This is a genomic window from Meiothermus cerbereus (assembly GCF_051297115.1).
In the GTDB taxonomy this organism is placed as follows: Bacteria; Deinococcota; Deinococci; order Deinococcales; family Thermaceae; genus Meiothermus; species Meiothermus cerbereus_A.
In genome coordinates this window covers 24323-45222 of the sequence record NZ_JBEVAL010000002.1, presented here as the reverse complement: position 1 = coordinate 45222, position 20900 = coordinate 24323, and the positions used below count along the sequence as shown (strand labels likewise).

15 protein-coding genes are annotated in these 20900 nt (G+C 63.4%); 5 read left to right on the top strand and 10 right to left on the bottom strand.

Annotation, left to right across the window (positions count from 1 at the left end; genetic code table 11):
* Nucleotides 1-96 precede the first annotated feature (96 nt).
* Entirely contained in the window at nucleotides 97-735 is a 639-nt protein-coding gene (locus tag ABWU19_RS00855) for a response regulator (RefSeq protein WP_435899909.1), read from the bottom strand.
* Nucleotides 732-2024, bottom strand: a complete 1293-nt coding sequence (locus ABWU19_RS00850; protein WP_435899908.1) for a sensor histidine kinase — start codon at nucleotides 2022-2024, stop codon at nucleotides 732-734. Before ABWU19_RS00850 ends, ABWU19_RS00855 begins: the two co-directional genes overlap by 4 nt.
* A gap of 147 nt (nucleotides 2025-2171) precedes the next feature.
* On the opposite strand from ABWU19_RS00850, the gene ABWU19_RS00845 reads away from it, so the two are divergent.
* On the top strand, nucleotides 2172-2630 hold the full coding sequence (locus tag ABWU19_RS00845) for a hypothetical protein (protein WP_435899907.1): 459 nt from the start codon (nucleotides 2172-2174) through the stop codon (nucleotides 2628-2630).
* Between the two features lie 388 nt (nucleotides 2631-3018).
* A complete protein-coding gene (locus ABWU19_RS00840) occupies nucleotides 3019-4251 on the top strand; it encodes a YeeE/YedE family protein (protein ID WP_435899906.1) in 1233 nt (410 codons plus the stop codon).
* A gap of 32 nt (nucleotides 4252-4283) precedes the next feature.
* On the opposite strand, the gene ABWU19_RS00835 is transcribed toward ABWU19_RS00840, so the two are convergent.
* From ABWU19_RS00835 to ABWU19_RS00800, 8 genes are all read right to left on the bottom strand, one after another.
* The gene (locus tag ABWU19_RS00835; protein WP_435899905.1) at nucleotides 4284-4409 is read right to left on the bottom strand and encodes a hypothetical protein; all 126 of its coding nucleotides are present in this window, start codon (nucleotides 4407-4409) and stop codon (nucleotides 4284-4286) included.
* Nucleotides 4410-4425: 16 nt separating this feature from the next.
* On the bottom strand, nucleotides 4426-6210 hold the full coding sequence (locus tag ABWU19_RS00830; RefSeq protein ID WP_435899904.1) for a hypothetical protein: 1785 nt from the start codon (nucleotides 6208-6210) through the stop codon (nucleotides 4426-4428).
* A 15-nt stretch (nucleotides 6211-6225) separates the two neighbouring features.
* Nucleotides 6226-7314: a hypothetical protein gene (locus ABWU19_RS00825; protein WP_435899903.1), complete on the bottom strand. Its 1089-nt coding sequence runs from the start codon at nucleotides 7312-7314 to the stop codon at nucleotides 6226-6228.
* Nucleotides 7315-7357: 43 nt separating this feature from the next.
* On the bottom strand, nucleotides 7358-7540 hold the full coding sequence (locus tag ABWU19_RS00820; RefSeq protein WP_435899902.1) for a hypothetical protein: 183 nt from the start codon (nucleotides 7538-7540) through the stop codon (nucleotides 7358-7360).
* A gap of 92 nt (nucleotides 7541-7632) precedes the next feature.
* Nucleotides 7633-10221, bottom strand: coding sequence for an InlB B-repeat-containing protein (locus tag ABWU19_RS00815; protein ID WP_435899901.1), 2589 nt, complete (start codon nucleotides 10219-10221; stop codon nucleotides 7633-7635).
* A gap of 115 nt (nucleotides 10222-10336) precedes the next feature.
* Complete coding sequence (locus ABWU19_RS00810; RefSeq protein ID WP_435899900.1) at nucleotides 10337-12451, bottom strand: S8 family serine peptidase; 2115 nt, start codon at nucleotides 12449-12451, stop codon at nucleotides 10337-10339.
* A gap of 113 nt (nucleotides 12452-12564) precedes the next feature.
* The gene (locus ABWU19_RS00805; RefSeq protein ID WP_435899899.1) at nucleotides 12565-15981 is read right to left on the bottom strand and encodes an ATP-binding protein; all 3417 of its coding nucleotides are present in this window, start codon (nucleotides 15979-15981) and stop codon (nucleotides 12565-12567) included.
* A gap of 93 nt (nucleotides 15982-16074) precedes the next feature.
* Nucleotides 16075-16710: a hypothetical protein gene (locus ABWU19_RS00800; RefSeq protein WP_435899898.1), complete on the bottom strand. Its 636-nt coding sequence runs from the start codon at nucleotides 16708-16710 to the stop codon at nucleotides 16075-16077.
* A 180-nt stretch (nucleotides 16711-16890) separates the two neighbouring features.
* Here ABWU19_RS00800 and ABWU19_RS00795 point away from each other — a divergent pair, with 180 nt between their 5' ends.
* The 3 genes from ABWU19_RS00795 to ABWU19_RS00785 all read left to right on the top strand — a co-directional run bounded on the left by ABWU19_RS00795 (nucleotide 16891) and on the right by ABWU19_RS00785 (nucleotide 20834).
* Nucleotides 16891-18720 (top strand): diguanylate cyclase, encoded by a 1830-nt coding sequence (locus tag ABWU19_RS00795; protein ID WP_435899897.1) that lies wholly within the window; start codon nucleotides 16891-16893, stop codon nucleotides 18718-18720.
* A 232-nt stretch (nucleotides 18721-18952) separates the two neighbouring features.
* Nucleotides 18953-19837 carry a pseudouridine-5'-phosphate glycosidase gene (locus ABWU19_RS00790; protein WP_435899896.1) on the top strand — a complete coding sequence of 295 codons (885 nt, stop codon included), beginning with the start codon at nucleotides 18953-18955 and terminating at the stop codon, nucleotides 19835-19837.
* Nucleotides 19838-19892: 55 nt separating this feature from the next.
* A complete protein-coding gene (locus tag ABWU19_RS00785; RefSeq protein ID WP_435899895.1) occupies nucleotides 19893-20834 on the top strand; it encodes a RodZ domain-containing protein in 942 nt (313 codons plus the stop codon).
* The last annotated feature ends 66 nt before the right edge of the window (nucleotides 20835-20900 follow it).

The following is a 20900-nucleotide window of genomic DNA, read 5'->3' as shown; positions in this document are numbered from 1 at the left end:
CCAGACCTGCACAGCACAGCCACCTCCCGGATGGGCGGCAACATCTGTGAAGAGCTAGAGCAGTTTTTAGCTATGCTGGAGCGGTTCGGTTCAGCCCTACAGCCGCAGAATACCTCTCTCCAGCGCTACCGTTACGGCCGCGGTGCGGTCGTCTACCCCCAGCTTTTCGAAGGTGTGCAGCAGGTGGGTTTTGACGGTGGCCTCACTAATTTTTAGCTTGCGGGCAATTTCTTTGTTGGAAAAGCCTTTGGCTACCAGGGCCAGCACCTCGAGCTCACGCACCGACAAGGTTTCTTCGCTGGGGCCGCGCATCCGGCCCAACAGACGGGCGGCTACCGGGGGCGAGAGCACCGCTTCACCTTTGGCACACAGCCGCACGGCGCGGAAAAGCTCCTCACGCGGGACATCCTTGAGCAAGTAGCCGGTAGCGCCCGCCTCCACCGCACGCACGATTTCGGAGTCGGTGTCGTAGGTGGTCAGCACCAGCACCTGAACTTTGGGGAAGCGGGCCCGCACCTGCCGGATGGCGGTTACCCCGTCCATCTGGGGCATACGCAGGTCCATCAGCACCACATCGGCCCCGACCTGCTCGAGCACGCTCAGGGCCTCCAAACCATTGGAAGCTTCACCGACCACCACAAAGTCGGGCTGGGAAGAAAGCAGCCCCGAAAGGCCGGCCCGTACCACGGGGTGGTCGTCTACCAGAAGAATCCGAATAGGGGTTGGGGCAGTCATAGCGATCTCTCCTCTGTTCTGGAGGGAGTCCCGTACAGGGGCAGGCTAAAGGCCAGGGTGGTGCCCAGCCCAGGCTCACTCTCCACGGTCATCCGGCCTCCCAGGGCCTCTACCCGCTCGCGCATTGAGCGCAGGCCAAAACCACCCGAAGTAGACGGTTGCAGGCCCACCCCGTCGTCTTGCACGTCCATCAGCACCATGTCGCCCAGGTAGGAAAGGGTGAGGGTGGCGTGGCGGGCCTTGGAGTGTTTGCGCACATTGGCCAGGGCCTCCTGGGCAATGCGCAGCAGACCCACCTCGAGCTCCGGGTGCAGCGGGCGGGGCTCGCCGGTCAGGGTGAACTGTGCGCTGACCCCACTCTCCTGCTGCCAGCGCCTCATCAGCCGCTGCAAGGCTTCGGGCAGTGAGGTGTTCTCGAGAATTTCGGGTCGCAAAGCCCAGACCATCCGGCGGGCCTCCGATAATCCCTCGCGGGCTGCGTTGCGGGCCTGTTCCAGGTAGTGCGTGGCCGAAGTCTCGTTTTCCGAGGCCATCTCGGCGGCCTCGAGCTGCACCACAATGCTGGCAAAGCCCTGGGCCAGGGTGTCGTGAATCTCGCGGGCCAGGCGCTGGCGCTCCTCCAGGATGCCAGCCTGGCGCGAGGCCTGCTCGAGCTCACGGCGGGTGCGCTCGAGTTCCTCCCGCGCTTTGGTCTCCCGTACCAGGAGCTCGAGGGTAAACAGGGCATACCCCGAGTACAAAAAGGCGATGAAGATAAAAAAGGCCAGGCTCAGGTTGGGGTACTCGGCAGGGGTGGGCAGGGCACCCCAGGAGGTGGTTCCCTGCGGCCCCTGGCTCAAGACGATTTCAAAGGTAATCTGCAAGGGCTCCTGCTGGGCCCACCAGAGCGACAAAGCGCCCAACCCCAGCACGATTAGGAGCACCACCCACAGCGGCAACCAGTAGCGGGCCACCACCGGAACCAGGCCCAGGGCCAGAAAAGGAAGGTAGTTCTGGCTAAGCCAGGCCACCACCCCCACCCCAATAAGGATCAGGAAGGCAAACTCCCAGGCCCGGCGCTGCCCTGGCCGCACCGCCCACACCACCACCCCCAGCACGGCCACCGCTGCGCCAATGCGCCAGGCCGTCTGGGTGGGGTCTTGCCAGGGCAGCAAGGTGGGCACCTCGAGCGGGCGGGCTGGCACCAGCAGGGTAAAGGCCAGCACCGTGAACAGGTTGAGGGCGGTCAAGAGCACCACCACCTGCGCCACCGGGCGGCCTGCAAAAAAGCTCCGGAATGGCCTGAGCATACAAAAATTGTAGCCCAGCCTGCTTCAGTGGTTTGCGCAGGAATGCCCATTTGCCTGCTCTACGCAAAAACTTGGTTCTCATGCAAAAATGGGCCTGTCTCCATCGCCCACGGGCTCAAAAGGGCGGGTTTGCCAACAGGAGGTCTCATGCAGAAAATCACCTTGCCTCATCGCTACTCGGCCAGCGGTTCACGTTTTCGCGAAGCCTCCATCGAGACCGGCTGGTTGTGCTTTAAAAACGGCACGGTCTCGATCCGCATCCACCTTCCGCTGGTCACGCGCCTCGAGCTTTCTTATCAGATGCGCGACTGGCTGATGGCAGTGGCGTTTGTGGGATTATTTGTGGGGCTCTCTAGCCTGGGCTTGCGCTGGCTAGGCTGGCTCAACATTCCCCAGCTGTTGAAAATAAATCCCGCGCTGCTGGAGTATGGCGCGCTTGCCCTGGCCCTCGTCGCCTTCGTCTCGTATCTTCTGTTTCCCATCCGGGTGCTCTACCTCTACGACGGCAACGCCGCACCGCTTCTGGTGCTGGGCAGCAAAAAGGCCATCGAGGACATGGAAAACACCCTCTGGGCTTTCTTAGAGGCCCATAAAAAGCAACCCTGAGGATCGAGGCGCCCCCCGCGAACCCACGGCCCGGCGTGTTCAGGTGCGGCCTGGCGAGCGGGCGCCTGAGCCTCTTAACCCGACCATCGACCACCCTGATAACACCCCATTCCGAAAGACCTTCGCCCCACTACCCCTGAGCCTGTTTGTTGCCCAACAAAGCATAAGAAATGTCTTTGATTTGTTCTCCTTCTGGGACTCCCACCTGACACTGGTAGCAACAGCCCGAAAAAACCAGGATGTTTTGACCCACCCCAAGCGGGATGCTTCAGGTGGGGCGCAAATCAGATGGGTATTTTCATTTGGCAACCAAATAGTTTACAAAAGTTGTCATCTTTGATAACCTGGCCTGCATCGGCTGGGGATACCCAGCCAGTAGGGAGGACAGATGTCGCTTTCACGCAAGAGTACACAGGCTACACCGGTTCTGCCCCAGCAGACCATCCGGCCCCAGTACGGCCTGCTGGGGCTGGGGTTTTTGGGGGCAGCCTGGCTCTATGTGCAGTTGCCCACATCCCAGGGCCTGCTGCTTTTGCTGGGGGTGGGGCTGGGCTTTAGCCTGTTTCACGCCCGGTTCGGCTTCAGCTCAGCCTTCCGTCAGCTTCTGAGCGTGGGGCAGGGGCGGGCCTTGCAGGCCCACATGCTGCTTCTGGCCGTTACCGCCACCCTGTTTGCCCTTTTGTTTGCCCTGGGCCAGGGTCTGGGCGGCCAGCCGCTCGCGGGATACCTGGCCCCCATTGGGCCGGGGCTCTTGCTAGGGGCTTTTTTGTTTGGGGTAGGGATGCAACTGGCCGGGGGCTGCGCCTCGGGCACGCTGTACGCCACCGGGGGCGGCAGCCTGCTGGGCCTGCTCACCCTGGTGAGCTTTATGGGGGGCTCGGTGCTGGGGGCCTGGAACCTCGAGTTCTGGACTTCAGGGCCAGGGGCTGTAGGCAGCCTGCCGCCCATCTCGCTGGCCGAGCGCTTGGGGTTGTGGGGGGCGCTGGCCCTGACGCTTGCACTGGTGGGGGGATTGGCTCTTTTGGCCGAGTGGGTCATCCGCAAGCGGCAGCCCCCGCCGCTTTTCCAGCCCCAGGGGCCTAAGGGCTGGGCTCGAGTGCTGCGCGGCACCTGGCCGCTGTGGGTGGCTGCTTTGGTGCTGGCCGTGCTCAACGCGGCGGTGCTCTACGTAAGCGGCCGCCCCTGGGGCGTTACCTACAGCCTGACCCTGTGGGGTTCGCAGGCCGTGGAAGCCCTGGGCCTGGCCCAGCCGACGTTTTGGGGGTTCTGGAACGGCCAGTCGCCCCTGGGGCTCTCGCCCCTGGGCCACCCCACCGCCCTGACCAACCTGGGCATCCTGCTGGGCGCGCTATTGAGCGCCGCCGCCGCCGGGGTGTTCGGCAAAAACCCCCGCCTGGGCTGGAAAACCCTTCTGGCCGCGGTGGTGGGTGGGCTCCTGATGGGCTATGGGGCCCGGCTGGCCTACGGCTGCAACATCGGCGCCTACATCGGCGGGGTGGCCTCCTTCAGCCTGCACGGCTGGGTCTGGCTGGTCATGGCCTTGCTGGGCACCGGGGCTGGGCTGCTGCTGCGCCCCTGGTTTGGGCTGTCGAACCCCAAACCCACCGACTCGGTTTGCTAGAGCGGTCTTTGGAGAGAATGGTTCGATCCCGATCAAAAAAAGGGCTGTTTGATGCTCATTCTTACCGCTGGGAAACTCGAAAACATGCGCCTGCGCCCAGAGGCGAGAATAGCCAGGACCACGATAAAGACCAGCATCAGGGCGGCGAGAACTTTCATAGGTTCCCCCCTATGCCTAGTTACCCGGCGCCGAACCGCTGCGGCGCACGATGGGGGCTTGGGAGCCCTGGCAACCAGCCAAGCGGGAGCTGGCTTTTAACAGCATTCTGGGTTCACGCTGAGGCTCGGCTGCGTCTACTAACCCCACAGGCTTTGGCCTTGGGCTTTGCCCTAACGGCCAGCGCTGGGCTTGGGCAGGTGTCTGTTGTTGGAGCCGACCTTCCAGGACGTCGTACATAAGGAACCATGTGGCTATCGTGACCCCAGGTTCATCGGCAAAAGCCAGGGCTTTCTTAGGCAACGTCGCCTGGCTCCTGAGGGTTCCTGTACCCCTCAAACGCAGGGTGCCCGTGAGCCCTACGGATTCCACAAGGCCCTCCAGTTGCTCTGTTAAGGTGCTGAAGGTAAATGTGTCCGTCCCCCTAACGTCTTGCTCAGGCCGAGGCGGGCGGTCGCCGCACGGGTAATCTTCTTTGAAGCGGTAGGTGTATTCCCCATCCAGCTCGAGGTTGAAAAGTGGAAGGGTAAGTTTATAGGTTTTGCCCGAACCCATCTCGGCAACAGCAAAACTTTCACCCGGTGGCGCCACCCGGGGCTCCCCGCCCGCAATGAAGCTGTAATCGATGGTGCGGCGAATCGTTCCCTCATTTGGGGCACAAACACAATCTTCCACCAGGTTCAGGCGATACGTTACCCTGGCCCGCGCAAAGCCACCGGGTCTTGGCTTCGCGTAAAAAACAGCACCTATGTCTTTTCCTATGGCCTGGGTGTTTGTCACGTCGAGGGCGTTTTCGGCAAAAGCATCCACTGAAAGTTGCCCGCCATCGCGAAAGGTGCGACTAGCGATCACGACGGTCTGAAACTCCATCCAACCCTCGCTATCAACTACCTTTATTGAGGAGGCCACCGTCACCGTGCGTCCTCTGTCAGCAATTTGTGCAGTGACACGCACTGGGTTGGGTCTGGGCAGGCTTTTGGGAGCCAGGTAGACCCTGGCGCTGGGCTTGCCCTCATCAAGCAAACGCCCCAGCGCGTCGCTGCCCCCCGGAACTCCCTGCACCGCCCAGGCGGTAGCAGGAACCGCAGTAATCTCTGCCAGGTTGTACCCAGAGCCCGCATCCAAAGCTGCGGGGCTGATTTTTAGGGCCGTCAGGGTGAGTCGCGCGCCCACCCGCACCGACTGCTGCTTCGGGTAGATTTTGTAGCGAACGGTCGCGGCATAGTCTCCCGGCCTCCTGACCTGGGCCTTGAGCCTCACCCCCGCATTTTGAGCAGCCCTGGCAGAAGCGGCTTGGGTCTGTGGAACGCTAACCTGCCAGCGCCCATCGTTGCCCTGGTGGGCCATCAGAAGGTCTTCGGGAGCGATGCCCTCGAGCTGCTCGGGGCGCAGCTCAAGGGAGAGCTCGAGGGGCTTTAGCAGTGGCACATCCTTGTCGGGGTTGCCGACCCACTCCTTGGCGGTCACGCGGTAGGTCAGCCCCACCCCACCGGGCACAGCATTGGAGATCAGCTGGATGCCAAACCGGGTGAGGTCGGCGACGGCTCCTTGCGGCACTGTCAGGGTCAGCAGGCCATCCTCACTGCTGAAGCTGCCTCCGGCTGGGCCGATAGCGCTGTTAGGCTGAGCCACATGGTTGCTGATGGGCTTGCCGGGTTTAGTGCTAGCATTGGGCAGCGGGTCATTGGAGTTGAAAACTTCATCACCTCGGTTGCCACCGTTACCCCCGCCGGGTTCGCCCTGCCCGCCACAAGCTGCCAGAAAAAGCATCAAGACCCCTGCGATCGCAATCTTGTAGTTCATAAAAGTCCCCTTTCCTCAGCGCCGCTCGAGGTTGTACCAGGGCCCCTGCCCGCTCGTGTAGCAAATGTAGGGGCCCCAGGCGTGGCCGGGGTAGTGGCAGCCCAGCATGAAGTCCTCCCCACCCGCCGGCAAGGTATAGCTCCAGCGGTGGTAGCCGGTGAGGGGCTTGAGGGTGTGCTCCTGCACGCCATTCTCCGCACCACACTCACGGATACGCACAATCAGCCGGGCCTGGGTAGCCTCGAGGCGCACGTCCCCCTGGTAAGTGTCTGAGCCGCGCTGGTTGGTGATCTTGAACAGGGCGTTGCCCTTTTCGAAGTAGATCAGGTCTTTTTTGCAGACCCCCTCGAGGTTGACCCGGACATAGGCCAAGCCCATCTCGTAGCCGCCTGGCAGCCAGCGGAGGAAGCGGTGATGGCCGGTGCCCTCGGGAAACTGGTAGGCCCCGGTCTGCGGGTTGTAGAAGTTGGTATCCCGGTAACCCCACAGCCCCAGCATCTCGTCATAAGGCCCAGCGGTGCCAAGCTGGAAGTCTTGGGGCTGGGGGGGCTGGGGCGGGTTGGCCGGTAGGGTAGGGTTCAGGAGCTTGAACTTGAGGGGATAGGGGCCACCAGAGAGTACCATCTGCACAGTGGTGTCCAGGAAGGTCTCGTACTCCGCCACCGAGGCATCGAAGCTCACCGGGCTTATGGCCAGGTTCAGCGAGCCCGAGTTGGCGCAGTTTTGCACGTCCAGCCGCCGCTCGCGGGGCCGCAACACAAGTCTGCTTCCGGTAAACTCGGCCTGCCCCACCATCTGGTCGAAAAAGCTGACCAGCGCGCAGGTAGACGATACGCCCTGGGAGTAGTGGGCAAAGTAGAACTCGCCGTTGGGCTTGACCTTGAGCTGGGCCGAGTAGCCCTGGGTCATGTTGAAGGTCACCCCGGTGTAGAGGTTGGTAAACTCCCCCCCGCTGGCCAGGGTGTCCTGCCAGACACCGCTCAGTTCGGCAGGAAAGCTACCGGTGGGCGGGTTGCTGCCGCCGGGCGGACTGCCCTCGTTTCCACCCCCTCCACACGCCGTCAGAAACAGCCCTGCCAGTAGTCCCATCACGGTTTTGTTCATCGTTACCTCCCTTGGCCCGGAGTCGGGAGCCTGGGATACCCCCTTACTCCGGTGCTTCCTCCTGCTCTGCCTCAATCTCCTGCTTCAAAAAGGTCGTCAGGCTGCTTACATCGGCAAAGTAGTGGCGCTCTTCTCCCTGGCTCACCGAGGCCCGCCAGACCGCTCCCTCGGGGCTGGGCTCGTACCAAATGCGAACCACGTAAATCTGGCTGGGTTTCAGGGTCATGGCATCCTTACCTTGGTGGTTGTGGGCAGCCCAATGTGGGTAAATGGGGTGGGTGTCGGCAGGAGGAGGCACTCCACCAACACCCCGAGGTTCTACTTCTGCACCGTGATGATCGCGCCGGTAATGGGCAGACCGCTCACGGTGGGGCTTCCTTGAGCGCTCAGTGCGGTCAGGTTGATCTGGTAGGTCTTGTTAACCGGGGTGGTGTTTGGGCCACCCACACCGCAAGCCGCCAGGGTCAGGGCCAGGGCTAAAGCCAGAAAGCCCGCCCGCAACGAGCGCATGCGCCATGCGCCCAGCAACATCAGGGGCAGCAAGGTCAGCAGCAGCGGCGTGGGTAGCGCCGGGAGGCTCTGGGCTTTTTGCATCGCCGGACGGGCCGCCAGCGTGCTGGCAATATCGGCGGCCACCAGGAACTGGCTAGCGCCTGGGCTAAGTGCAAGCGGGGTAGACAGGGTGAACGTAAGGGTACCATTGTCGGCGCTGAAGGTGCCAGTGGCGATGGGCGTTTCGCTCGAGTCCATCTGGCCGTTGGCGTTGGCATCACGGATTAGCTTGATGGCGGTGAGGTCGAGGCTGTCGTTGCCGCTGCCGCTGGCTTGCAGGGTGATGTTTTGGAGCTGGGTGGCCTGCGAGGGATTGAGGGTAAAGGCCAGCATCAAGACGTTGCTCTGGCCCTTGTTACGGGTGGCATCGGTGGGGGCGTTGGCGGGCTTGGCTGCGGTAATGGTTGGGCTTCCTGCCGGTGTGGTGTTAAAGGTAGCCGTGACCGTCTTGGCGGCGTCCATCGTAACCGAGCAGGTACCTGTACCTGTACAGGCCCCACTCCAGCCAGCGAAAGTAGAAGCTGCATCGGCCACCGGGCTCAGAATCACGCTGGCCCCCGAGCTAAAGGTAGCGCTGCAGGTCACCCCACAGTTGATGCCTGCTGGGCTGCTGCTAACCGTGCCGCTGCCGGTGCCACCTTTATTCACAGTGAGCGCGAAGCTGGCCGCAGGGGCCTGGGTGTAGTTCACGCTGGCGGTAGCGCTGCCGGTGGTCACGGCAACGTTTTGGCTGGCCGGATTGGGGTTGTAGGTGGTGCCACTCACCACCACACTTGGGGCTGTGACGGTGTAGCTGCCAGTTACCACATCGGAAAGCGACTGGCCGGTGCCGGTCAGGATGGTGCGCTGCTGATTGAAACCATCCGGGCCGGTGATGGTGAGGGTCGCGCTGTTGCCGCTGGGAAGGCCCGAGACTTGCAGGTTGAGGGTACCGAAGCTCTGAGCGGTATTGAAGGTAGCGGTCACGTTTTGCGCTGCGTTCATGGTCAGTGAACAGGTGCCCGTGCCGCTGCAACCACCCCCACTCCAGCCAGCAAATGTAGAACCACTGGCCGCTGTGGCGCTGAGGGTGATGGAAGTGCCTGCGCTAAACGCAGCAGAGCAGGTCGCACCGCAGTTGATGCCAGTGGGGTTGCTGCTGATGGTGCCGCTACCGGTGCCGCTTTTGTTGACGGTAAGGCTGAAGGTAGAGGCAGGCGCGGTGTTGAAGGTTGCGGTGACGCTCTGGGCCGCGCTCATCGTCACCGTGCAGACGCCCGTACCGCTACAACCGCCCCCACTCCACCCTGCAAAAACCGAGCCCGACGCGGGTGCTGCGGTTAGCGTTACGGTGGTTCCCTGGGCGAAACTGGCGGCACAGGTGGCCCCACAGTTGATACCCGCTGGGCTGCTGGTTACGGTTCCTGAACCCGTACCATTCTTATTGACCGTGAGGGCAAAGGTGGAAGCAGCCGAGGTGGTGAAGGTCTGGGTTGGACTGTTGAAGGTTCCTGCATCGGTAACGAAGCGATAGCGCCAGAAATAGGTGGTGTTGGGGGTAAGGCCGGTCAGGCTGGTGCTGACGTTGGGAAAATTGAGGGCATTGTTGGGCACGTTAGCCGGAGGGGTGGTCAAGCCAAAGGAATTGGTGGTTCCATAATCCACATATAACTGGCCGCCCTTGAAGTAGCTAAAAAGATTCACCCCAAGGGTTGCTGTGGTTGCGCCAACCCCGCTGCTTTGCAGGTTCTGGAAGCTGGCCTGATAATAAACCGTCACCGCAACAAACGGCGCAACACTGCCCCAGACAGTCTTAGCCACCGCAGTCAAGCGGTGGGTGGTCGGGCCGGCGAGTCCCAACAGTTGTTTGTTGTAACGCACCGGTACACGGATATCCACCTGCCAGCCAGGTGCAACAACTGCATAGCCAAAATACAGGCCCCCGCTGGTTCCGATAGAGGGTGTTTGCGAACAGCCTCCCTGGAAACCCGGTGGATTATCGGTAAACTCAATCACCTGGTTGGGGGTCGTGAACTTGATCGCATAGCAGCGCACCCGGTTGGTACTATCAATTGCCAGCGTAGCCCCGTCCGGAAGGAAAAAATCAAAACCGATGGTGTCGTTGGTACACGGACTTATGTTGGAGCCCACCGCCCGCACATAGCCCACATCACCAGTCTTGGGATAAGACGTGCTGGGATCAGTAAAAAAGCCAACTTTGTTCTGTGAGGCGATCGCGCTAATGTTGGTAATGGGGCAAATCTGCCAAACTGGAACATCGTTTCCGTCCACGTAGCCAGGGGCTGCCTGTGCAATCGGGTTCAACAGGCCCAACACAAACAAAACCCCAAAAGCCAACCTTCGTATCCCTCGCACGAGTCCCTCCTTGCTCAACCCTTCCGGGTAATGCAGACAAGGTAGGGCAAGCGGCATGACTGGAGCATGACTGAAGAAAACAGGCCCCTGGCGGGGCCTGTCCGAAGCGCTAGGGTTACCTCGAGGGCACGCTTTCAAGCCATCTGCGCTGCTCAGGCGTCGGGCGCGTCAGGTCGTCGGTCAGCACCTCGAGCTGAAAGTCGGCCCGAAGGTTACCGGGACGCACCACCACCAGTTCGCCGCTCCGATCCACCACCCCGCCCAGGTAATCTCCCCGGTTTACCAAGTCGTCGTTGTTGACGTCTTTCCAGCCCAGCACCACATAGTCACCTGGTGTCAGGTCGGGGATGGTATAGGGGGCCGAGGTACTGCTCTGGGTCAGTTGAACCACCTTAGACCTGCTTACATCACAACCGCTCGCGACCAGAAAGCAGGCCACCACAAAGGTATCTTTGATGCTGGCGCTGGTTCCAGCGCCCACCCTGAGGCTCAGGGGCAAGGTGGCGGTGGTGCTGCCCGAAATGCCCCGCACGGTCAGGCTGTAGGTTCCGTCGGGAACTGTGCCGGACACGCTCAGGGCGAGGGTGCTGCTATTGGTGGTGCTGGCCGGGTTGAAGCTGCCGCTCACCCCGGCGGGCGCGCCCAGGAGGCTCAGGCTTACCGCGCCGGCAAAGCCCCCGCTGCGGCTGATGGTGATGGGCACGCTCAGGCTGCCGCCCGGCTGCACACTCAGGCTGGTGTTTGGGGTGGTGAGGCTGAAGCCCGCGGTGCTGCCCCCCTGCACCGCGGCCAGGGCCGCGTTGGCATCAATCAGACCGGCCCCGCACTCGCTGTCGCTGGGACGGACGCACTGGGTAGCGCTCAGGGGCCGGGCGGTGGACTTGAGGATTTGCAGAACCTGGGCGGTGCCCAGGCTGGGGTTCAGGGCCTTCATCAGGGCCACCACCCCCGCCACGTGGGGGGCCGCCATCGAGGTGCCGTTCTCGAACATATAATTGAACTGGCCGTTCACGTCGTTGCGGCTAAGACTCAGCACACCGTCAGCATAGCCATCGTTATTGAGATCCTTGCTCACATCCCCCCCTGGGGCCATCACATCGATGCGGGGGCCGTAGTTGGAGTAGGGGGCCCTGGCGCCCGCAAAGTCGGTGGCCCCCACGGTAATGACATTGGCGCAGCTGGCCGGGCTATAGAGCGAGGCATTGTCGTTCTCGTTGCCCGCAGCCACCACCACCACCACACCATTGGCGGTGACCTGGTTGATGGCGTTTTGCCGGGCGGTGGTGCAGGGGTTCTCGCCCCCCAGACTCATGTTGATGACCCTGGCCGGGTTGGGGTTGGTGGGCGCGCCCGGTACCGGCTGGCCCGCAGCCCACAGGATGGCGTCTATCTGGTCGGCGATGGTCGCCCCCAGCAGGCCAATTACCCGCACGTGCAGGAGGCGGGCCTGCCAGTCCACGCCGGCCACGCCGGTGGTGTTGTTGGTGGCCGCCCCGATGGTGCCCCCCACGTGGGTGCCGTGGTAGCCGGTGCTCCGGGCATCGCCAGGGTCGTAGGGGTCGGGGTCGCGCCCGTTGCCATCGCCTGCATTGGCGTAGGGGTTGGGGCCGCCGAGGAGCGAGACCATATCGTAGCCCGGCAGCAGGCGGTTGCCCTGGTCGGGGTGGGACTGGGCCGGGTTGCCCGCACGGTAAAGCACCCCGGTGTCCAACACCGCCACCACCACGCTGTTGCTGCCGGTGGTCTGGTCCCAGGCCTGGGGCAGGTTGATGGCGGGGTAGTGCCACTGCAAGCCGTAGAGCTGATCGTTGGGAACAGCCAGGGGCTGCTCGAGCCAGTTCAGGTCGGCGGAGGCCACCTCCGGGCGGCGGCGCAGGGCCTCGAGCAAAGCGGGGGTCTCGGCCTCGCTCAGGCTGGCGCGGTAGAGCGCGGTGTGGGCAAGCCCCAGGGGGCGCACCTGCTGCAGCTCCACCAGGCGGCCCTGCACTGCAAGCCGCAGGCTACCCAGCGATTGCAGGCTAACCCCTCCGCGAAACTCCACCAGCACCTCGCCCGGCACAAAGCGCGGCGCTCCGCTGCGGCGCAGTTTGCCCACCTGAAAGTCCAGCCGCTGCCCGGTGATGCTCGAGCCCAGCGAAACCGTGCCCCTAATGCTGCCCGGCCCCTCGCCGGGGCAGGCGGTCAGGGCAACCATCAGTACCAATGCCATCCCCCACCTGAGTCTGTTCATCTTGATCTCCTATGTCCCACCTGGCCCCGCGTGTGGTTCAGCCCGTCTTGACCATTCCTAGGTTTAGCCAAGCCCAGGGTAGGGGGTGCGGCATGACTGGAGGATGACAGGGGCTAAAAGGTGGCAATTCCAGCCGCTCGAGCGGCCTCGAGCACCCCCTGAGGCAGGGGATTCTGGCTCAAGAAGCTCTGCCGGTGCTGGGGGGGCACCTGGTTTTCGGTAATCTGCAAGAGGTGGGCCAGCACCTGCCGCAGCAGGGCCTTGTCGCTTTGGTGGTGGGCCGCCTGGGCGCGGTGGTGGGTCCAGAGCACCTCGAGCCTCGAGCAGCCCGCAGGCCAGTAGTGTTCCAACAATTGCATGGCCGCCTGGGTATGGCCCAGGGCCTCGTGGGGGCGCCGGGCCTGCAGAAGGGCCTGGGCATACAGGGTGTGGGTGGCGGCGAGGAGGGCCGGCCAATCGTTTTGCTGGGCCAGCTTTAGGGCCTCCTGGCAGCTCTTCAGGGCCTGCTTGGGGGGCAGCACCCGGGATTGAGCCAGGAGAAAGCGTCCATAGGCCTGGCTTTGCTCACCGGCAAACAGCTCGTTCAGCTTCTTTATCCAGGGGCCAGTCTCTTCTCCGCGCCGGTGTGCCAGCAAAAGCCCCAGAATCCGGTAGGTGGCCTCGTCGCGCCGGGGCAGGTCGGGTTGGCCCAGGGCCCGGCCCAGCCAGTCCGAGGCCAGCGCCCACTCACCCCACACCCCGCACAGGCGGGCCATCTGGTACTCGCTAAAAGCCCGCGTCCAGCCCCACTCCTCCGGCACGATGCGCAGGGCCTGCTCCAGGGCCTGCTGGGCTTCGCGGTAGCGCTCGAGGTCGTGGTAGCGCAGGGCCAGGTTGTTGCAGTGGTGCACCAGGCGGCCCACCACCCCCTGCATCCCCTCCAGCAAACGCCCCGCCTGGAGCTGGGCCTCCAGGGCCGCTTCGGCCAGGCCCAGCGCTGCCAGGCAGACCCCGCGGTTGTGGTGAAAACCCACCCGCATGAGGCGGTTCTCGGAGCGCTCGAGGATGGGCCCGGCTGTCTGGTAGTAGGCCAGGGCCTCGCGGTGGCGCTCGAGCTGATCGTAGGCAATGCCCAGGCGCGAGGTGCAGATGGCGGCCTGTAACTCGTTGCCCCGCGCCAGATGAATATCCCGGAGTTGTTGCAAGGCGGCGATCAAATCGGTGGCTTTGTGCTGCACAAAAAGCGACTGGGCCAGGGCATCCAGAAGCCGGATGCGCAACTCGGGTTGGTCTATGTCCTGGATGTGGTGCAAACCCTTGCGCGCGGCCTGCTCGGCCTCGGCTCCGTAGGCGTGCTCCCCCAGGCGAATGGCCTCGCGTAACCAGGCCCGACCTTGCTGCTCCGGGGTATGGGCCAGGGCCAGCATCCGCTGGATCAAAGCTGCGTGCTGCGAGCCGGTATCGAAGCGGCTCATGACCTCGCTGAGGGCTTCCAGTAAAGCAAAGACCTGTTCGCTTTCCCCCTGGTGTTCAGCCAGTTCAACGGCACGCTGATAGAAATGGGCGGCCTCGACCAGTTGATAAGAATCCTCAGCCCGCTTGGCGGCCCGGGTTAAAAAAGGAATAGCCCGGCTGGGCTCGCCCTCGAGCCAGTGGCTTGCGATGCGGGCCGGGTCGGCCTGCACACTCTCCAGGTAGCGCGCAGTCTGCTGGTGCAGGTAGGTCTTGATGCTGGCCGGAACACCGCTCCGGGTGGCCTCGTAGAGCAGGTCGTGGGTAAAGGCGTTGCCCCGCAGCAGTTGGGCCGCCTCGAGCTCGGCCCAGGGCGGCAAAAGCGCCAGCGGCGTGGTCTGTAGCGCCGCCGCGGCCAGCTCGGGGGAAAAGTCGGGCCCGGCCACCGCTGCCGTGCGAACCAGCCGCAGGGCCTCGGGGGAAAGGCGCTCGAGGCGGGCCTGGATCAGGGTGGAGATTTTGCTCGAGAGCGGCAGGCGGCCCGGTCTGGGCTGGCCCAGGCCCCCCGACTCCCACAGGCTGCGCAGGGTCTCGAGCAGGAAAAAGGGGTTGCCCCCGGTGTGGCGGACGAGGGCCGTAGCCCAGCCCGGCACATCGTCTTGCAGGCTGGGCAGCTCGAGGCTCGCCAGCAGCCCCTGCACGGCCAGCGCGTCCAGGGGTTGCAGGCCGATCTGCACGGCCTGCCCGCCCTGGATGGCCTGCTCCAACAGCGCCTGTGCCCAATCCGGCAGCTCGCTGCTACGAAAGGCCAGCACGGTGTGCAGCCCTCCGGGCTGTCCCCAGTAGGGGCTCAGCACAAAGTGCAGGAGCTCGAGGCTGGCCATATCGGCAAACTGCAAATCGTCCACAGCCAACTGCCCCAGCCCCTCTGCCACCGCCAGGCGCACCAGCTCGGCGCTGGCCTGAAAGAAGCGCAGCTTCTCGGCCCTGGACTGGATGGGGGGCTGGGCCGGCCCCAGCTCGGGCAGCAGGCGGGCCAGCTCCTGCCGAACCCAGTCCGGCAGCAGAAGCCCGGAAAATTGCGCCAGAATCTTTCGGCAGAAGCGGCTAAAGGCAGCGTAAGGAATGCCCTGGTCGCCTGGGCGGCCTTCAAACAGCAGCGCCGGGCCCCGGCTGTGCAAAAAGTCCTGTAGCAATCGGCTTTTGCCCACGCCCGGCGCACCCGCAATCAGCAGGGCTTGCCCCTTTTCCCAGGCGGCTTCCATCTGGGCCCACTCGGCCTCGCGCCCCAGGAGCCGGGGCGGGCGCAACACCGCCAGCGGGATTTCCGGGCGCTGCGCCGGTATGGCCGGAACCAGCAGCTCCCCCCGCTCAATCTGCTGGCGCAGCTCCTGGGTCTGGGGCAGGGGCGCCACCCCCATCTCCCGCAGAAGAATCGCCTGGCAGCGCTCAAAGGCGGTCAGGGCCGCGCTGCGGTCGCCCAGCAGATACAAAAGCCGCATCACCTGGCGGTGGGCCGCCTCCGAGAGCGCGTCCGATTCGAGCAGGGCTTCGGCGTAAACCAGCGCCTCGCGGTACTGCCCGGCCTGCTCGAGGTCATGGGTCAGGGTCCAGAGGGAGGCCCACCGCATCTCGGCCAGCTTCTCTCGCTGCACCAAGAGCCAGTCCTCGAACTCGGGGCAGTCGTCGTAGTCGAGCCCCTCCAGGAGCTGCGCCTGGTAAGCCACCACCTCCAGATGACGGCCCGCAAAGTGGGCCACCTGAAACTCGGCCACATCTACCTGCAAGCCCTGTAGCTCGAGCACATCGCCGCCCCACACCACTTCGGCCTCGGCTGCCTGCTTGAGCCGCCTAAGGGCCTGGGCCAGGTTGTTGCGGGCGGTGGACTCGGAGGAGGCGGGCCATAGCAGGCCTGCCAGCTTGGAACGGCTGGTGGGGCCTTCTAAGGTCAGGTAAGCCAGCAAACCCGCGGTCTTGCGCTCGAGTGGGCGCAGAAGGCGGTGCCGAAGCTGCAACTCGGGATTACCCAGCAGAATAAGGTAACCCGGTAGCAGGTTGGCCCCACCTGCCCTGGTATTTTCCAGGCGCCTTTGCTGCACTTATCCATTGTAAAGAAGCACAGTAAAATTCACTGTTTATTCAGCACACCAAGCGCCACTTCCAGACTTTCGGGTTTGCAAGTGCTGCCCAGGCTACAGCCCGAACCAGGTGAACGGATAATAGCTCACCAGCTCATCGCGGTAAGGCTCCACCAGCCGCACATTGGCCGCCGGGGCTACGGGTTTGGAGAGCTCGACTTTGGGATTAAAGTCCCTGGCCCCAATCTGGCGCAGGATTTCCTGGGGGTTCAGGCCCGGTATGCCGTAACCCAGGGCTGCATAGACCTGGGCCCGCACCCAGGCGTACTCCTCGAGCGAAAAATTGTGCTGGTTGAGCGCCTGAACCTGAATCTTTTTACCCTCGAGCACCAGCGAGCCCCCTTCGCGGAATAAGTCCAGAGCGGCGCGGTAGTCCAGTGTTGGCTGTCCTGCTTGCTGGTTGGCCAACTGGTTAAGCCGGGCCTCTAGCCGCCGGTAGCGCTCCCCAAGTTGCTGCTTCACATCGCGCTGCACCCGCAGGAAACGCTGCAGCTGCTCGGGGCTTAGCCGCGCATCGGCAGGGGGTGTGTATGCGGCCTGTCGCTCAACGCTTTTGTCCAGCGCGATGATCTGCCGAAAATCGTTAACCAGGGTTTGGGCCGGCCGAATCAGAAAAGCATAGGCCGCCCAGCCCGCCAGTCCCAAAAACAACAAAAACCCAAAAAGAACCAGCATGAGCCATCTCGTCATGCAGGCAGGATGGCATATTGCAGGCAAAAAAACTGCGCTTTCTGGTTCAATTTGCCCCAGAAAACAGGCGCGCGTTCTCTGGTAAACTGCTTGCAGCATTGGGCCAGGGTTCTGGACAAGGCTTAGCAAAAAGCAGCCTGAACCCGTAGTATATAGCGCAAAGGGCAAGACTTTCGGGCTATGAACCAGACCCTCCAGAACCTCGAGGCCCAGCTAGGCCAACCCCAAGCACCGTCGGAAAAACTGCGCTTGCTCGATGAGCTATACCAGTTCTTGCGCCATAGCGACCTGCGACGGGCCGGACAGCTTGTGGAGGAGATGCTTGTTTTATCGAAAAACCAGACCGGCCTGGCAGGGCGGGGTCTGGCCCTCAAAAACCTGGGCGATTTCCATTTTCGTCAGGGCAATCTGCCCGCAGCCCAGGGCTGCCTGGAGGAAGCCCTATTGGTTTTGCGCAGTGCGGGCGAGCTCAAAGGCCAAATAGACACCATTAACGCACTGGGCAACCTCCACTACTTTCAGGGCAGCTTTCCCCGGGCCCTCGAGTACTACCTGGAAGCCCTCGAGCAAAGCCGAAAATACGAGCAAAAAGTGCTGGAGGCCAATGCCCTAAGTGGTGTTGGCATGGTTCAGTACACCCTGGGCAACCATCAGGAAGCCACCAAGTACTTCCTGCGCAGCCTGGCCCTCAAGCGCGAGCTGGGCGACCGCCTCAGCGAAGCCGGAACCCTGAACAACCTGGGTCTGGTCTACCTCGAGGTAGGCGACCTTTCCGGGGCAGTCCAGCTCTACCGCGAAAGCCTGGCCATCAAGCAGATGCTGGGCGACCGTCAGGGCCAGGCCAAGGTGCTTTCCAACCTAGGTGTGGTGTTTCAGCGCCTGGGCCGTATCCAGGAGGCCCTGGACTACCACCAGCAAGCCCTGGAGATTGCCGAGCAGCTGGGCAGCCCCCAGGTACGGGCCACCTGTTTGGAAAATCTGGGTCTCTCACATACAGCACTAGGTAAGCTGGATAAAGCGCTGGAATTGTTCCAGGCCTGCAAAGCCCTCTACCAGGAGCTGGGCAACCGACTGGGTGAGCTTAGCGCATTGCTGCAGGTGGGCTCGTTGTTGGGCCGTATGGGGCAGGCCGATAGCGCCATTCGAACCCTGCAACAGGGACTGAGGCTGGCCGAGGAGCTGGGGCCACAAAAACCGCTGCTGGAGTTCCACCAGGCCCTGGCCGCCGTTTTTGAGGCAGAGCAAAAACACGCCCTGGCACTGTACCACCTGCGGCAGGCCCTGGAAATCGAGCGCAAGCTGCACAAAGAGCAGCAGGCCCAAAAGACCGCGGCCCTGCTGGCCGGGTTCCAGGTAGAAAAAGCGCGCCAGGAAGCGGAAATCGAACGCTTGCGCAACACCGAGCTGGCCCGCGCCAACCGCGAGCTGGCTCGAGCCATCGAAAACCTGAAGGAGGCCAATGCCGAGAAGTCGCGCCTGCTGGACAAACTGCGCCAGCAGTCCGCCGAGCTGGAACGCCTGGCCCGCCAGGATCCCCTCACCCGGCTGCACAACCGCCGCTATCTGGAGGAAAACCTCGAGCGCGAGTTTGCTGCCTCCAGGCGCTACAATTTCCCCTTGAGCGTGGCCCTGGTCGATATCGACAACTTCAAGCAAATCAACGACACCTTTTCCCACCAGGTGGGCGACGATGTGCTGCGAATTATCGCACAAATTCTTGAGTCCGGCTGCCGTGGGGTAGATTTTGCCGCGCGCTACGGCGGCGAGGAATTTGCCCTGGTTTTCTCTCAAACCGACCTGGCGGGCGCCCTGGTTGCCTGCGAGCGGGTGCGGCAGCGCGTCGAGAACCACAACTGGTCTGACCTGCATCCCAGCCTGAAGGTCACGGTGAGCATTGGCGTAAGCAGCGACCCCACCCTCCCCAACCACGAAAAACTCCTGGCCGCCGCCGACGAGCAGCTATACGCAGCTAAGCGAGCCGGGCGGAATCGGGTCTGCCCGCAAAGCTAGAGTGCTCTTCACAAGTCTGCTCACAACTCGATTGCTTTGTCCTGCACAGCTCAGTGGCCTCCCGGATGGGAGGCCACGTCTGTGAAGGGTGCGGCCTCTGTTCATGTTTCCTGCAACCAGGGCACGCCTTACGTTGCACGGGGCATTGGTGGGCCTCGCCCGGTAAAGCGACTGCCCTGACCGGGGCCAGGCGTGCTATCCCCTACCTTCGCCCCTACCTTATGCTGTTGGCATGCGTGTACACCCCGATGTCGCCCAGGCCCTGCACACCCACCGGGCCGTGGTGGCCCTCGAGTCCACCGTTATTACCCACGGCTTGCCCCGTCCCTTGAACCTCGAGCTCGCCCGCAAGCTCGAGGACACCGTACGGCAGGAGGGGGCCATCCCCGCCACCATTGCCATCCTGAAAGGGGAGGTGGTGGTGGGCCTAACGCCAGATGAGCTCGAGGCCATCGCCGCCGACGATACCGCCGACAAAGCCAGCCTGTGGAACCTTGGGGCACTCGTCGCCCAGGGTAAAAGCGCCGGCACCACCGTGGCCTCCACCACCTTCCTGGCCCACAAGGCTGGCATCCGGGTGTTTGCCACCGGCGGCATTGGCGGCGTGCACCCCCACCCCTACGACGAATCGGCAGATCTGCTCGAGCTTTCCCGCACCCCCATTGTGGTGGTGTCGGCAGGACCCAAAAGCATCCTCGACCTCGCCGCCACCTTAGAGCGGCTCGAGTCGCTGGGGGTAGCCCTGCTGGGCTACAGAACCAACCACCTTCCCGCCTTTCACAGCCCTTCCAGCCCCTACCTGCTGCCGGCCCGGGTCGATTCGGCCCAGGAGGCCGCCCGGGCTTTTCGGGCTGCCCAGGAACTGGGCCTGCCGGGGGCCAGCCTGGTGCTCAACCCCATCTCCAGGGGGCTGGACTTTGCCCAGGTTCAGCGCTGGGTGGAGCAAGCCACCCAGGAGGCCGCCCGGCTCGGGATTGGCGGCAAGGCCCTGACACCCTTTTTGCTCCGGCGCATATCCGAGTTGAGCGGGGGCCAGACCGACGAGGTCAATCTGCGGCTGCTGGAAGAAAATGCCCGTTTGGCTGCCCAAATTGCCCAGGCCCTGGCCCAGGGGTAATGCCCCTTCCCGTTACGCATGCACAGTCACGCTTTGTGGCATAGAATAGGGCGAAATGTGTGAGCTGGGAAAGCGGCTAAAAGAAGCCCGGGAGGCCAGGGGACTGGAAATTGCGCAGGCGGCGGAGTTTCTAAAGGTGCGGCGGGCTGTTCTGGAGGCCCTGGAAGACTGTCGTTTTGACGAACTCCCCGAACCCCCTCTGGCTCGAGGCTACCTCAGGCGCTACGCCCAGTTGCTGGGTCTCGACCCCGCCCCCTTGCTGGCCCTCTATCCGCTGGGCGTGCCCCAAGCCGCAGCGCCAACAAACCCCACTACCGGTTCCAGAACGCCTTCTGTTGTTGGTTCCAGGTGGCTCTGGCCAATTCCATTGCTTGTGCTGTTGGTGTTGCTGGGCTGGTGGGGATACCGCACCCTCGACCGCCCCAGTACCACAACACCAGCGCCCACCCCATCGGCCCCCGTCGCGCCTCCGCCCCCGCAGCAGGTGAGCCTGCGCATTGCCACGCAACCCCAAGGCGCCAGGGTCTACCTCGATGGCTTCTTGCTTGGACAGGCCCCCCTCGAGGCCCGCGTCGAGGCCGGTGAGCGCACCCTCCGCATCGAAGCGCCCGGCTACCAAAAGTATGAACAGGTGCTCAGCCTGCAAAGCAACCGCAACCTGAGCTTGGCCCTGACCCCGCTTCCCCCCGCACCACCACCTACCCCCACGGCTCCCTCTACCCCCGAAAACACACCCCCCGCGAATCCGGCCAGCCCCACCCCCAGTACCGGACTGGTACTGAGGCTCGAGGGCACCAGCTGGATACGGGTAACCGACGCCCGCACGGGTCGGCAGCTCTACGAAGGCACCGTACCCGGTGGAACCCAGCTCAGCTATCCCCTGCCGGTGGTGGTGCGGGCCGGCAATGCTGGGGTGGTGCGGGTGTTTGTGAACGGCCAGGACCAGGGACGCATGGGCAATGTGGGTCAGGTGGTCACCCAGCGCTTCGGGCAGTAGCAACCAAACCGTTGGTCAGCAAACCTGCTATACTCGGCACTGTTGTCGCGCCAAGGGCGCACAGGA

What these genes read in the sequence shown, in the direction of transcription:
- ABWU19_RS00855 (WP_435899909.1), bottom strand. Translation starts at nt 735, where the DNA reads ATGACTGCCCCAACCCCTATTCGGATTCTTCTGGTAGACGACCACCCC.
- ABWU19_RS00850 (WP_435899908.1), bottom strand. Translation starts at nt 2,024, where the DNA reads ATGCTCAGGCCATTCCGGAGCTTTTTTGCAGGCCGCCCGGTGGCGCAG.
- ABWU19_RS00845 (WP_435899907.1), top strand. Translation starts at nt 2,172, where the DNA reads ATGCAGAAAATCACCTTGCCTCATCGCTACTCGGCCAGCGGTTCACGT.
- ABWU19_RS00840 (WP_435899906.1), top strand. Translation starts at nt 3,019, where the DNA reads ATGTCGCTTTCACGCAAGAGTACACAGGCTACACCGGTTCTGCCCCAG.
- ABWU19_RS00835 (WP_435899905.1), bottom strand. Translation starts at nt 4,409, where the DNA reads ATGAAAGTTCTCGCCGCCCTGATGCTGGTCTTTATCGTGGTCCTGGCT.
- ABWU19_RS00830 (WP_435899904.1), bottom strand. Translation starts at nt 6,210, where the DNA reads ATGAACTACAAGATTGCGATCGCAGGGGTCTTGATGCTTTTTCTGGCA.
- ABWU19_RS00825 (WP_435899903.1), bottom strand. Translation starts at nt 7,314, where the DNA reads ATGAACAAAACCGTGATGGGACTACTGGCAGGGCTGTTTCTGACGGCG.
- ABWU19_RS00820 (WP_435899902.1), bottom strand. Translation starts at nt 7,540, where the DNA reads ATGACCCTGAAACCCAGCCAGATTTACGTGGTTCGCATTTGGTACGAG.
- ABWU19_RS00810 (WP_435899900.1), bottom strand. Translation starts at nt 12,451, where the DNA reads ATGAACAGACTCAGGTGGGGGATGGCATTGGTACTGATGGTTGCCCTG.
- ABWU19_RS00800 (WP_435899898.1), bottom strand. Translation starts at nt 16,710, where the DNA reads ATGACGAGATGGCTCATGCTGGTTCTTTTTGGGTTTTTGTTGTTTTTG.
- ABWU19_RS00795 (WP_435899897.1), top strand. Translation starts at nt 16,891, where the DNA reads ATGAACCAGACCCTCCAGAACCTCGAGGCCCAGCTAGGCCAACCCCAA.
- ABWU19_RS00790 (WP_435899896.1), top strand. Translation starts at nt 18,953, where the DNA reads ATGCGTGTACACCCCGATGTCGCCCAGGCCCTGCACACCCACCGGGCC.
- ABWU19_RS00785 (WP_435899895.1), top strand. Translation starts at nt 19,893, where the DNA reads ATGTGTGAGCTGGGAAAGCGGCTAAAAGAAGCCCGGGAGGCCAGGGGA.